At 62.2% G+C, this 13,806-nt stretch carries 10 protein-coding genes; 2 read left to right on the plus strand and 8 right to left on the minus strand.

Translation table 11 applies throughout. The annotated features are described in order from the left end of the window. Positions 1-12 precede the first annotated feature (12 nt). Positions 13-1,554, minus strand: a complete 1,542-nt coding sequence (gene betC / locus SB822_RS21260; RefSeq protein ID WP_410855567.1) for a choline-sulfatase — start codon at positions 1,552-1,554, stop codon at positions 13-15. Positions 1,555-1,695: 141 nt separating this feature from the next. Between betC and SB822_RS21265 the strand changes: the two genes are divergently transcribed. Then, the gene (locus SB822_RS21265; RefSeq protein WP_079488965.1) at positions 1,696-2,622 is read left to right on the plus strand and encodes a choline sulfate utilization transcriptional regulator; all 927 of its coding nucleotides are present in this window, start codon (positions 1,696-1,698) and stop codon (positions 2,620-2,622) included. Positions 2,623-2,772: 150 nt separating this feature from the next. Beyond that, positions 2,773-3,651 (plus strand): formyltetrahydrofolate deformylase, encoded by an 879-nt coding sequence (purU, locus tag SB822_RS21270; RefSeq protein ID WP_410855568.1) that lies wholly within the window; start codon positions 2,773-2,775, stop codon positions 3,649-3,651. Positions 3,652-3,707: 56 nt separating this feature from the next. On the opposite strand, the gene SB822_RS21275 is transcribed toward purU, so the two are convergent. From SB822_RS21275 to SB822_RS21305, 7 genes are all read right to left on the minus strand, one after another. After that, the gene (locus tag SB822_RS21275; RefSeq protein WP_410855569.1) at positions 3,708-5,363 is read right to left on the minus strand and encodes an APC family permease; all 1,656 of its coding nucleotides are present in this window, start codon (positions 5,361-5,363) and stop codon (positions 3,708-3,710) included. Between the two features lie 136 nt (positions 5,364-5,499). Then, positions 5,500-6,369, minus strand: a complete 870-nt coding sequence (locus tag SB822_RS21280; protein ID WP_410855570.1) for a glycine betaine ABC transporter substrate-binding protein — start codon at positions 6,367-6,369, stop codon at positions 5,500-5,502. Between the two features lie 1,030 nt (positions 6,370-7,399). Next, positions 7,400-8,554, minus strand: a complete 1,155-nt coding sequence (locus tag SB822_RS21285) for an FAD-binding oxidoreductase (protein ID WP_410855571.1) — start codon at positions 8,552-8,554, stop codon at positions 7,400-7,402. A gap of 52 nt (positions 8,555-8,606) precedes the next feature. Beyond that, positions 8,607-9,887, minus strand: coding sequence for an aromatic ring-hydroxylating oxygenase subunit alpha (locus SB822_RS21290; protein WP_410855572.1), 1,281 nt, complete (start codon positions 9,885-9,887; stop codon positions 8,607-8,609). A 41-nt stretch (positions 9,888-9,928) separates the two neighbouring features. Beyond that, a complete protein-coding gene (locus SB822_RS21295; RefSeq protein ID WP_009770262.1) occupies positions 9,929-10,708 on the minus strand; it encodes a drug:proton antiporter in 780 nt (259 codons plus the stop codon). Then, complete coding sequence (locus SB822_RS21300) at positions 10,705-11,883, minus strand: electron transfer flavoprotein subunit alpha/FixB family protein (protein ID WP_410855573.1); 1,179 nt, start codon at positions 11,881-11,883, stop codon at positions 10,705-10,707. The genes SB822_RS21295 and SB822_RS21300 overlap by 4 nt, the downstream gene beginning before the upstream one ends. A gap of 3 nt (positions 11,884-11,886) precedes the next feature. Continuing rightward, on the minus strand, positions 11,887-13,806 hold the full coding sequence (locus SB822_RS21305) for a (Fe-S)-binding protein (RefSeq protein WP_410855642.1): 1,920 nt from the start codon (positions 13,804-13,806) through the stop codon (positions 11,887-11,889).

Here is a 13,806-nt window from a genome sequence, read left to right on the forward strand (position 1 = left end):
TCTGGCCTGTGATTAACCGCTGACGATGCGCGGATACCGCGCCATCGCTTCGAGCGTATCGAGTTCGATGTGATTGCGCATATAGCGCTGGCTTGCGTCGTTGAATGGCTGCCAGTCCCATGAGCGAATCGTGCCTTGCGTCGTCGCTTCAAAATGAAAGCGCCGGCGGCGCTGGCTCGCGACCACCGCTTGATGCAGTGCGGGAATGTTCCAGCGCTGCGCGATCTCCTTGCGAAATGCGTCGACGAGCGTGGCATTCTTCGGGTCTTGCGCGAGGTTCACGCGCTCGTGCGGATCGTCCGCGAGATCGTAAAGCTGATCGGGATCGACGGGCGTATGAATGAACTTGTACTTGCCGCGCCGGATCATCACCATCGGCGCAATCGCGCCCTCCGCGAAGTACTCGACAATCGCTTCGTCGTGGCCGCCGTCGTTGTGTAGGTGCGGGATAAGGCTGTGTCCATCCACGGAATCGGGCCATTCCACGCGCCGGGTGCCCGTTGCCATTTCGACGAGCGTCGGCAGCAGATCGACGTGCGAGACGGATGCAGCCACGCGATGCGCACGATAGTGCTTTGGCGCATGTACTATCAGCGGCACACGCACGCCGCCTTCAAAGCACGTCATCTTGTACCAGAGGCCACGTTCGCCAAGCATTTCGCCGTGATCCGATGTGACGATGACGATCGTATCGTCGGCGAGGCCGGTTGCCTTCAGCGTGTCGAGAATCGCACCGAATTGCGCATCGACATACGAGAGCGCGCCATAGTACGCGTGTCGCGCGTCGCGGATCTGCTGTTCAGTCGGTGGCGTGAGATCCGCTTCGTAGACATCGCGCAGACGCTTTGAATGGGGATCGCTCTCTTCGCGCGTCAATGTCACGCGCGGCATGTCGATCTCTTCATCGCGGTACAGATCCCAGTATTGCTGCGGAATCGCGTAAGGATCATGCGGATGCGTAAGCGACGCGACGAGGCAAAACGGCCGCACGTCGCCGCCCGCCGCGCGCTCGCGCACGATGTCATACAGCTTCTGGCGCGTCGTGTACGTGACTTCATCGTCGAAATCGAGCTGGTTCGTGCGTACGCATGGGCCTGCATCGAGCACGGAACTCATGTTGTGATACCAGCTAGGCCGCACGTCCGGACGATCCCAGTCCGGCACCCAGCCGAAATCGGCGGGATAGATGTCGGTGGTCAGGCGCTCCTCGAAACCGTGCAACTGGTCGGGGCCGCAGAAATGCATCTTGCCCGAGAGGATCGTCCGATAGCCTGCTGCGCGCAGATAGTGCGCGAACGTCAGCGTTTGCGCGGGCAATTCGGCGGCGTTATCGTAAGCACCGATTGCGGCGGGCAATTTGCCCGCCATCATCGAAAAGCGTGACGGCGCGCACAATGGGCTCGCGCAGTACGCGGAATCGAACACGACGCCTTCTTTCGCCAGCGCATCGATGCGCGGCGTCAACGAGACCTGATTGCCATACGCGCGCAGCGCGAACGGCGTCATCTGGTCCGCCATCAAGATAACGATATTCTGCTTTGTATTAAGGCTCATGAGCGGGGCGGATTAGAATCTTGGAGTTACGCATCGAAGTGCGGCGCTCACAGTGCAACGAGCGCCGCCTGCACTTCACTATTGCCGTTCATTAAGCCTTTGTGAAGGCGGCGTGCGCTTATCGGCCCATAAGGGGATGTTATGCCGGGACCAGACCGTCTTCCGCCGATGCAGACCTTGTCGGCCTTCGAATCGGCCGCGCGCCTCGCGAGCTTCACGGCCGCCGCGCGCGAGCTCGGTTCGACGCAGCCCGCCGTGAGCCAGCGCATCGTGCAACTCGAAGAGGACCTCGGCGCGCCATTGTTCGAGCGCGGCCATCGCGGCGTGACGCTCACGCCCGAAGGCGCGTTGCTCTATGAAGCCGTGCGCAGCGGCCTCGACACGATCCGCGAGGCGACATCCGACATCCGCGCGCGCCGCGCCACGGGCGCATTGACAATACTTACCGACGCCGGCTTCGCCACCTACTGGCTGATGCCGCGCCTGGCACGACTCAAGGCGTCGATGCCCGGCGTCAACGTGAAGATCGTCACCTCGCAACTCGGCTACGATCCGCACCGCGACCACGCGGATATCGCCATCGCGTTCGGCGACGGCCATTGGCCGCCCTGCACGTCGACGCGGCTTTTCGCCGAAGCCGTCACGCCCGTCTGCTCGCCCGCGTTCCGCGATCTTCACGCACCCGTAAGCGTTGCCGCCGATCTCGCCGCATTGCCGCTACTACACGTGCAGCCCACCGACCCCGAGCGCTGGCTCGCCTGGAACACATGGTTCGCCGCGCACGGTCTGCAAGCGCCGGAAGACAGCCAGGGGATGATGTTCAACAGTTATTCGCTCGTCGTGCAGGCCGCACTGATGGGCCAGGGCGTCGCGCTCGGCTGGACGCCGCTCACAGACGAACTCATCGCGTCCGGCCTGCTAGTGCACCTGCTCGACACGCCCGTGACCACCGAGCGCGGCTATTACCTCGTCTGCCCGCCCGCGCGCCCCGCGCCAGCCGCCGTGCCGCTCTTCCGGCGCTGGATTTTCAACGAACTGATCGACCTGGGCGAGCACGCGCACGCCTGACGTTCCGATACCACGAGCACGGCGCATCGGTTCTATGCGCGCGCAAATTGGGCTGATTTACTTGATCATCCCGCTTGCCGCGTCGCGCTGCGCTACAGGTTCAATGGCACGGCCATGCGGGAATCCCATATCGAATGACAGAGGACTCGCATGCCCACCACCGATCGCACGCATCAGTTCGCGCTGACCCTTTCCTGCCCGAGCGCCGCCGGCCAGGTTGCTGCCGTCGTCGGCTTTCTCGATCGGCACCACTGCTATATCGATGAACTCACGGTGTTCGACGACGACATCAGCGCGCGCTTTTTCGTGCGCTGCGTGTTTCATGGCGTGGCGAACGCGCCCGAAGCGGCGCTGCATATCGATTCGTTGCGGCGCGAGTTCCACCCCATCGCGGCCGACTTCGATATGCAGTGGGCGATGCACGATCTCGACACGCGGCCCAAAGTACTGATCATGGTGTCGAAGCTCGAGCATTGCCTTGCCGACCTGCTATTCCGCTGGCGCATGGGCGAACTGAAAATGGACATCGCCGGCATTGCATCGAATCATCCCGACTTCGAGCCGCTTGCCGTGCAGCATGGTTTGCCGTTCCATCATCTGCCTGTGACGCCTGAAACGAAGCAGCAACAGGAAGCGCAAATTCTCGACCTGTTCGAATCGAGCGGCGCGGACCTGATGATTCTCGCGCGCTATATGCAGATTCTCTCCGACGAAACGAGCCGCAAGCTGGCAGGCCGCGCGATCAATATCCATCACTCGTTCCTGCCCGGCTTCAAGGGCGCGCGGCCTTATCATCAGGCGCACGCGCGCGGCGTCAAGCTGATCGGCGCGACGGCGCACTTCGTCACCGACGATCTCGACGAAGGCCCGATCATCGAACAGGAAGTGCAGCGCGTCGACCATTCGTATGGGCCTGAGCGCCTGCTGGCCGTGGGCCGCGACGTCGAATGCATCACGCTGGCGCGCGCGGTGAAGGCATTCGTCGAGAGGCGTGTGTTCATCAACGGCGACAGAACTGTCGTGCTCTGAAAACAGAAGCCGCCGCGCTGCAACGCAGACGCGGCGGCGGCATCACTTAAAGGCGATCAAAGGAACGGCTTCGCCAGATAGTGCGAGAACCACACAACGAACACGGCTAGCAGCAACGCGCCATACGGCAGCAAACCGCGCAGACCAGCGGGCCGCAATCCGCCTTTCCACTCCATATCCTGCTGCATGCGCGCGGGCAAACGCCCGCGGTCTTGCAGGTAGTGGCGGAACATGAACACGGGCACGATCAGCAGCATCGCGATCAGGCCGTTGCGCATCGTTCCCACGCCCTGCATGTCCGCGCCCGCGCCAATGAACGCGAGATCCAGATAGCCGCACAGCGCGCCCGCGGCGAGCAGCCACGCCGGACAACGGAACGGCCGGTCCGCATCCGCGCGATCCAGCCGGTGTATCCAGCCCGATTGCAGATTGAGGAACACGAAGATCATGTAGCAGACGTTCGAGATCGACAGCACTGTCATGTAGTCCGACATCAGCAGCAGGATCAGATTGAAGCCAAGGTCGGTCCACATTGCGCGCGTCGGCGCGCCGTGCTCGTTGACGTGCGACAGATACTTCGGCAGCCAGCCATCGACGGATGCCTGATACAGCGTGCGCGACGAGCCCATCATCGAGGTCATCACGATCAGCAGAATGGTCAGCATCAGCATGATGACGACCACGTCGAACATCAGCGCGCCGCCGCCGACCATATGCGCCATCGCGGCAGCCACGCCCGTGCCGTCGGCGATCTTCGGATCGAGCATGCCCTTCGTGCCCAACACACCCTGAAACGCGAGCGGCACCAGCGTCATCACGACCAGGCACGCCATGCCCGACCAGAAGATTGCTTTTACCGTATCGCTGCGCGGATCGCGGAACTCGCGCGTATAGCAGACGGCCGTCTCGAAGCCGTACGCGGCCCAGCCCGCCATGAACATCGCGCCGAACGCCATCGTGATGCCCGCGCCATTCCACGAGCCGAACGTCGAAGCCGTCACGCTGCCTTGCGCATCGTGTCCGAGCGGCAGCAGCGGCCACAGATGCACGGCGGGCACGTCGCCCGTCACGAACGGCACGATACCGACGATCAGCAAGGGCGCAAGCGAAGCAATGCCGAGTATGCGCTGCGTCTTCGCGGCTTTCGATGCGCCGCTATGCTGCAGTTTGAATGTAATCAGCAGAAAGATCGACGCGATGATGAACGTCGCGTTGATGCGTAGCGAAAGCCCTTGCTTGATGAAGCTAAGGTCAAGCAGTGTCAGACGCCACGTGTTGATCGCAGCATCGGGCACATAGAGACTGGATAGCGCGTAATTGGCGGCAAGGCCCGTGCCCAACGCGAGCATCGGAGACCAGGCGAGCCAGTTGCACCACACGGAAACGGGCGCGATGGTCTTGCTGTAGCGCACCCAGGCCATCGCGCCGTATACGGACGCACCGCCCGACTTGTGCGGGAAAAGTCCTGAAATTTCAGCGTAAGTCGCGCTTTGAATCAGGCCCATCAGGATCGCCGCGCCCCATATGGCCCACGCGGGTTGACCGATCGTTGCGGACACGCCGCCGATCGTAAACAGCACACCGCCGGGCACGCCGCTCGTCACCCAGAATGCGTCTTTCCAGGTCAAGCCGCGTTGCAGCGAATGACCTTCGTGTGGGGCGCCGTCGGTAGCGCCTTCGATACTGCGGGTACGCAGTCTTGCCTGATCCATCCAGAGTCTCCATTATTAGAAGGAGCCTGCGCGCTGGCTGGAACACGAACAACCGGATACATCGATGCTGCAGATGCGCGCGCAGCGCATCTGCAGCATCACAAAACGCTCGTCAGAACGCGTTAGGGAAGGACGGTTATTGTGCTCCGCCTACCCAGCTGTTCACGCGGTCGCCGTGTGCGGCGATCCACGTTCCGGCTGCGTCGGCAGGCTTGGCGCCGTTCTCCGTCGCCAGCATGACGCTGTCGATTTCACCCGGCTTCCATTGAAATTTCTTCAGAAACGCGACTACTTGCGGTGCCTTCGTATCGAGGCCCGGATTGATGACGCTATCCACGTGCTCGGATTCGCCGTACACCTTCTTCGGGTCTTCGAGGAACTTCAGCTTCCACTTGGCAAACATCCAATGCGGTATCCAGCCTGTGACGATCACAGGTTTATTGGCATTCATCGAGCGCGCGAGTTCCGCGGTCATTGCGCTGCCCGAACTCGGCATCAGTTGATAGTCGAGGTTGTAGGCCTTGATTGCATCCGAGGTTTTCTTCATCACGCCTGCGCCGGCGTCGATGCCGACGATGCGTCCACCGAAGTCAGCCTTATGCGCCTGCAGGTCGGCGATGCTCTTTTCCGGCACGTCGGCGGGGACGATCAGGCCGATCTTTGCGTCGTTAAAGTTGGGTCCCAGGTCTTGCACCTTGCCCTTGAACTGATCCCAGTACGCGCCGTGCGTGACGGGCAGCCACGCCGAGAGTGTCGCGTCCAGGTCGCCGCGCGCCACGCCCTGCCACATGATGCCTGCCGCTACGGGCACGAGTTGCACTGGGTAGCCGAGGCGTTTTTCGATGATCTGTGCAGCGACGTTCGATGTGGCGACGCTGTCGTCCCAGCCTTCGACGTAGCCGATTTTGATCGTCGGTTTGGTGTCCGCTGCCGCGGTGCCTGTTCCGATTGCGCTCATTGCGGCGAGTAGCGCCCCGCATAACATCAGTTTTTTAAGGTGCTTCATGGTCGATCTCCTTGTGGCCGCTTGCCGCGGTGTGGCTTTAGAATCGCTAACCAGAATGCATTAGGTGGTCGGGTTTGCGACGTTTACTTGTCTGTATGCGACGTGGTTTTTTTGGTTGTCTGCGACGCTGGGTGGTCCGCTTTGCTTTTCGCTAGCTTCCGCGTGATGATTTACCTGTGCATGCGTTGAACCTGTTCTTGCCTTTGCGCTGGCATCCGCGTTTTGCCTTCGTGCTTCGTGCGTCGTCGTTCGGTGTTTTGGCCTTTGCGCCGGCATCCGCGTTTTGCCTTCAAGCTTCGTGCGTCGTCGTTCGGTGTTTTGGCCTTTGCGCCGGCATCCGCGTTTTGCCTTCGTGCTTCATGCGTCGCCCCTGTGCGGGGCGGCACCTACTTTTCTTTGCCGCCGCAAAGAAAAGTAGGCAAAAGAAAGCGGCTAACACCGCCAGTTCTTGTGTTTGCCTGAGGGCCCCCAACCGGTCTTACGCTTCACACGGCAATCACGTGACCCATGTTCGTTGCCAACGTTCTTGCGGTGCGCCTCACCCGCTTCACGCACCCGCGCTGCACCATGCCGTGCCAGATATTCCACGGCCGCCCAGGTGGCAAACTGTGTGTAGGCCCTAGTGCCTCGCACGCCTCACTTCGGACCGATAGCGCATACGTTCCACCCTGTAAGAGCGCTACCCTATACGACGCGACAACCTACACACAGTTTGCCACCTGGGCGGCACATACCATCCGCTGCCGCTTGCCCGAGTACGGGTATCTGAAGCGGGTGAGGCGTTCATTCGAAGCGCTGGCAACGAGCACCAACCAGGGCACTGCCGTGTGAAGCGTGGGACCGGTTGGGGGCCCTCAGGCAAACACAAGAACTGGCGGTGTTAGCCGCTTTCTTTTGCCTACTTTTCTTTGCGGCGGCAAAGAAAAGTAGGTGCCGCCCCGCACAGGGGCGACGCTTGAAGCACGAAGGCAAAGCGCGGATGCCAGCTCAAACTCAAGCAAACCAATCAGCCGTCGCAGACAAAAAAAACTCACTTATCAACCACGAGATCACTCAAAGGCTTACTACAACACAACAACACCATCCCCTGATCGATCTCCCGCTGCCGAATCCCACCGTTATGCTTCATCTCCACCTGCCCGGAAACAAGCTTCACCTTGCAGGTGCCACACATCCCTTGTGTACAGGAAGCAGCCAACCGCACTCCGGCCTGCCGCGCCGCATCCAGCACATGTTGAGACGAACCACATTCAATCGAACGGTTGCTGCGTGAAAAGCTCACCGAGAACATTTGCGTGCCATTTGCAGCACCATTAGCCTTCTCTTCCGCCTCAAGCACTTCAGCCGCAACTTCAGGCTCATTCTCGATCAGCGTCTCGAAAGAAAAACTCTCTTCGTGATACTGCTTGCGATCAAACCCCGCCTCATCGAGCAGATTGCGAACAGCCTGCATATAAGGCGCAGGACCGCACGTAAAGATCTCCCGCTCCATAAAATCCGGAGCAATCAGCTTCAGCAGCGGCAGCGTCAAAAAACCAGTAACACCTGGCCAGTTAGTCCGACTCCCAACCCGCTCACAAACAAACGAAGCCCTGAAATTAACCTGATTAGAAGCAATCAGATCAAGCTCCCGCGAGAAAATAATATCGTCCGGCGTGCGAGCGCTATGCACAAACACGATATCGCGATCCTCACTCAACTCATGATGCGCGCGACTCATCGACATCAACGGCGTAATGCCAGACCCAGCCGACAAAAACAGATACTTCCGCGCCGGATGCCGCGCACACGTAAACTCACCCGCCGGCCCCAGCACCCGCACGCGCGCACCCGCCTGCAGGTTATCGTGCAGCCAGTTCGACACCGTGCCGCCAGGCACCCGCTTCACCGTGATCGAAATCGTATGCGGCCGCGTCGGCGACGATGAAATCGTATAGCAGCGGTTGATCGTCTCGCCGTCGATCTCCAGCTCCAGTGTGATGAACTGCCCCGGCTCGAACACAAACGCACGGCCTTCCGGCGAACGGAAGAAAAAACTCTTCACGTCGTGCGTTTCCTGACGAACCTGGCAGCAGACCAGCGTTTCCTCGACATCGCTCGTCCAGCGCGCCGGCAACGCGCTCCAGAATTCGGGCTTCGTCACGCGGCTTTCGACGGGTCCGAAGGTTGCTGCATCGCGCATCATTGCTTGCTCCACTTGCCGCCAGGCATCCGGTTGGTTTTATCTGCAGCCGGCCTTAAACGGCCTTGATGTTGATCGTGCGTTGCTCCGCCACCGGGCTCTCGACATGCGCCGCAAGGCGCTGCACATACCAGTCGCTGAACTTCTCGACGAGCCCTTCCGTGTACGGCGAATACGGACCCGGCTCGTACGCGCTGCTCGACGCGCCACGCTGCGAAAATTCGACGAGCGTACGGTCCTGGTCGTTGGTCGCGTTCCACACGGCCGTCAGGTTGCTCACGTCGTAATCGACGCCTTCCTGCGCATCCTTGTGCACGAGCCATTTCGTACGCACCAGCGTTTCGCCCGCCGACAGCGGAATCACCGAGAACGTCACGATGTGATCGCTCATGAAGTGATGCCACGAATTCGGCTGTGTCCAGAACGACAGCCCGCCCAGGTCGGCCTGCTCGAATTCGCCGAGCAACTTCTTCGATGCGACCTTCGCGTCGAGCGTCTGCGATTCGCCGCTGCGATCGAGCGGCAGACGCTGCGTGCGAAAACCCGTCACGTCCGACAGCTGATCGATTTCAACAGAAGGCAGACCCATCTCTTCCCACTGCTTCTCGCGCTCGATGCAGGTGCGCTCGAACGCATCCATGCCTTCCGCGTTCGCGGGCGAGCGCTGATAGCCGAAGCCGTACTCGTAGAGCGAAATGGTCAGCTCGGGATGATTCGCGACGCAGTGGTAGCACTCGCGGTTGTTCTCCATCGTGAGCTTCCAGTTGCCTTTCTCGATGATGTCGATCTGCGCAGCAATCTTGCAGCTCGGCAGATCGTGCGGCAGCAGATACGGCTCCATTGCTGCGCGCATCACGGCGAAATCGACGGGCGGCTTTTCCGCGAGGCACACGAAAATCAGACCGGCCAGGTTCTCGACATGCACGCTCTTCAGGCTGTGCTTGCAGCGGTCGAACTTCTCGCCCATGTGCTCGGCGAACATCAGCTCGCCCGACAGGTTGTACGTCCAGCTGTGATACGGGCACACGATATTGCCGACTGAACCCCTGTCCTCGTTGCACAGGCGCGCGCCGCGGTGACGGCAAACGTTGTGGAATGCGCGCACCTGCATGTCGTCGTCGCGCACGATCAGGATCGAATCGTTGCCCAGTTCGACGGTCACATAATCGCCCGGCTCGGGAATGTCCGGCTCGACGGCGACCTGAATCCAGTGTTGACGGAAAATCGCGTCCATATCGAGCGAGAAGATTTCTTCGCTCAGATAAAACGGTGCTTCGAGGCTGTAACCCTTCTTGCGCCGGTCCACCAGCGTGCGAATGTCTGCCGATACTTTCATGTGTGCTCCGGGTTCCGAGGCCGTGTGGGTGCGGCGCAAAATCAGTATTCGATGAGTTGATGCTCGCGCAAATAATCGAGTATCACTTGTGCTTTTTCGACCGAAGTCCCTTCAATTACGACGCTGCCGCCCCGGCTTTCCGTGGTGGTCGCGGACAGCATGCGCGCATGGCCCGTGCGCTTCTCGGCGGCGGCCAGCCGGACCGGCTTGCGCGTGACGGGTGCGAGCGTCCACTGCGCCGCTTCCGCGTCGGCGCCCGCCTCCACGCGCTGCGGCGCGATCGAGCCGGCGCGCAGCCGCGCGTACGCATAGCGCGGCGTCACGGTGGCGAGCGGATGCACCGCGACGACGGCAGGCAGCGCGACCTCGACGCGGCGGCGCACGCCCTTCGGCAAGAATTGCCGCACCGTCGCGCGCCCGCCTGCAATCGTCACGTCGACGGCCGTGCCGACGAGCGGGACCTGCAGCGCGTCCGCGAGCCGGTAAGGCAGCATGCCGCTGTCGAACGCGCCTTCGGCACAGGTGCCCGTCAGCACGAGGTCATAGCCCTTGAGCCGGGCCGCGAGCAGGCCCACGGCGTCTCCGTTGTCTGCGCAGGTCAGCACTTCGACGCGCTCCGCGCCGAGCGCCAGATACTCTTCGAGTGCGGGATTACCCGGATCGCCCGCATGCAGCACGTCGAGTCGCGCTGCGTGCTGGCTCGACAGCTGGCGGCCGATTTCCAGCGCGGCGGCATCGTTGCGGCTATAGCGCGCGACGCCGCTGACAGGATGCTTGCCGACCGACACGAGCACCGCGATTTTTTCGAGCTTGCCGTTCATGCCGCGACTCCTTCGACGATGTGTTTCACAACGGGCGCAGCGCCCGCGCCACGGCCCGAGCGTGCACGGTCGATCTCGTCGATCAGCGACGCGATGGTCGCCTGCGTATCGCCGATGATCGTCAGGTTCGCGCGCTTGACAATGGGCGCGCTGCCGTCCAGATTCACCGCGATCACATGACGGCAATCCTTGATGCCTTGCAAGTGCTGCACCGCGCCCGAAATGCCGAACGCGATGTAGACGCTCGCCTCGACGGTCTTGCCCGTCGCGCCGATCTGCTTGTCGCGCGTGAACATGCCGTTGTCGACGGCAACGCGGCTCGCGCCGATTGCCGCGCCGAACGTGCTCGCGAGCTTTTCGAACGCGGCAACATCCGTCACACCGTTACCCGCCGACACGATGAAGTCCGCTTCTTCCAGCGCGACCTGCGCGGCGTCGATTTCCTCGATGCCCAGATCACGGTATGCGCCGTTCGACGCGTCGTTCGTTTGAGCGAATGCCGTGAGTTCGAGCCGCTCGCCTGCGCCGATAAACGGCAGCCGCGTATCGACTGCGCCTGCAGCAAGCAGAATCACGTCGGGCAATGCGCGCGTCGCATAGGCCTTCTTCGCCTGCGCATACGTCGACACCTGCTTCGCGTCGATCTGCACCACATGCGTCGCGATGCTTGCGCCCGCGAGCGCCGCATAGCGCCGGCCGAGATCGCCGTCGCCCGTCGCGTTGTCGGGTATGAAAATGTGCGCAGGCGCGAGTTGCGCGACGCATGCCGCCACGGCTTGCACTTCGCGTTCAGGCGCGAACGTGCGGCGGTCGAACGACGACAGTTCGATCACCTTGTCCGCGCCGAGCGCGGCGGCGTCATCCTTCAGCTCGCCGAGTACCAGCAGCGCGACTTGCGTCGCCGCGTCCGCGATCAGCGCGGCAGCCGCCAACGCCTGACGCGCGTGATCGTCGAGACCGCCGCGGTCGCTGTGCGCAACGACGAGCAGCGTGCGTTGCGACACTTGCGTCGTACGCAGCGTTTTGACAGCGGCATGGCCATGCGCGCCAGCATGCAGCGCGTGCTCATTCGATGCACCCGCGACATGCTCCTCGCCGAGCGTGATGCGCTTCAGTCCTGCCGCCGTGATGACGAAGGGCCGGCGCGGATCGATACGTTTGATAGTCGTATTCATCGTTCACTCCAGCGCGGCCGCAACGAGTTCAGCCACATCGAGCACCTCAGGACGCGGACCGACCACGCCTTCGAGCATCGCCGTGCAGTTCGGGCAACCTACCGCGACCACGTCTGCGCCGATCGAACGGGCATCGGCGATGCGGATATCGGGAATGCGCTGCTTGCCGGGGATATCCGTCAGCGGCGCGCCGCCGCCACCGCCGCAGCAACGGCCACGCTTGCCATGCCGCTCCATCTCGACGACCTTGATGCCGATCGTCTTCAGCAACTGGCGCGGCGCTTCCGTTTCGCCGTTGTAGCGGCCGAGATAGCAGGGATCGTGATACGTGATCGTTTTGTCGTTGTACGCAGCGATGGCTTTCGGCGACAGCTTGCCGCTCGCGACGAGCTCCGCGAGGAACGTCGTGTGATGCAGCACTTCATAACGGCCGCCGAGCGCGCGATATTCGTTGCGCAGGCTGTGCATCACATGCGGATCGGCGGTGACGATGCGCTTGAAATCGAGCGTCGCGAGCGTGCCCATCATCTGCTTCGCCATGCGCTGGAACGTGGCTTCGTCACCGAGACGGCGCGCGACGTCGCCCGTATCCGTTTCTTCGCCGCCCAGCACTGCGTAGTTGACGCCCGCCTTGTTCAGCACCTTGACGAGCGAGCGCAACGTGCGCTGATAGCGCATGTCGAACGCGCCCTCGCCAGCGACGAGCAGCACATCGACAGCCTTGCCCGGTTGCGCGACAGGCGAGCTCAGATCGACCGACCAGTCGTAGCGCGCCGCCTTGTCGTAGCCGCCCATCGTGCCCGTTTCGCGCAGATTCGCGAGTACTTCCGGGCCCTTGCCCGGCACCGTGCCGTGCACGAGCGTCTGGTTGCGGCGCATGTCGACGATCGCGTCCACGTGCTCGATCAACATCGGGCATTCGTGCACGCAGGCACGGCACGTCGTGCACGACCACACCGTGTCGGCTTCGATCAGGCTCGAGATGATGGGGCGCTGCGGCTCGCCGCCATGCTGGCCGACCTTGATGCCAGGCGTCGGGCTGCCCGCATACGCCGCATCCGTGCCGCCGACCATGCCCGTCACGAGATCCTGAATCAGCTTCTTCGGATTGAGCGGCTGGCCCGCCGCAAACGCGGGACACGCCGCTTCGCACTTGCCGCACTGCACGCATGCATCGAAGCTCAGCAACTGGTTCCAGCGAAACTCGACGGGCTTGCCGACGCCGTATTCGTTCTGTTCGAGCACGGGCGCTTTGAGCGCAGTCGGCGGAACAACTGCTTCACGACGCACGTCGCCTTTCGCCGCGAAACGCTCCTGACGCGGGTGAAACGCGAGATGCAAGAGACCGGCCAACGCGTGCTTCATCGGACCACCACGCGCCGCGCCGAACGTCATCGCGAACGCGCCTGCCCCAATCAGCAGCGCGAAGATAATCGCGAGACCGCCCGACATCGCCGAGGCCGGCAACAGCGTGTACAGCAGCAAACCGAGCGAGAACGAGCCGAGCAGCCAGGGCAGCGTATTCCACGGACCGCGCGACAGACGCGCGGGCACGTCCTTCGCGTGACGCCGACGCCATACGAACACGGCGCCCACCAGCATGATCAGCGCAGCCAGAAAGATCAGCCGGTCGAGCCACGGCGAATAGATCGCGAGCCCGTAGTTGATGAAGACGAGCGCGAAAGCCGCGATGGCGCCGCCCGCCGTCGCGACGTGCGTCTTCGCGATATACGGATCACGCGCGACGACATGATGCAGATCGACGAAATAGCGCTTCGGAATGGTCAGCAGGTTGGTCCAGCCGAATGCGCCGGCTGCCGTTGCCCGTCCGAGACGCCAGTAAGCCGCCCGTTTTGCGACCGCGAACGCAAGGCCGGCGACCGAGACCCACAACAACGCGGTGATGAGAAACGCCGGGCTCAT

It is taken from the genome of Paraburkholderia sp. SIMBA_054, from assembly GCF_046534875.1.
Classification (GTDB): Bacteria; Pseudomonadota; Gammaproteobacteria; order Burkholderiales; family Burkholderiaceae; genus Paraburkholderia; species Paraburkholderia hospita.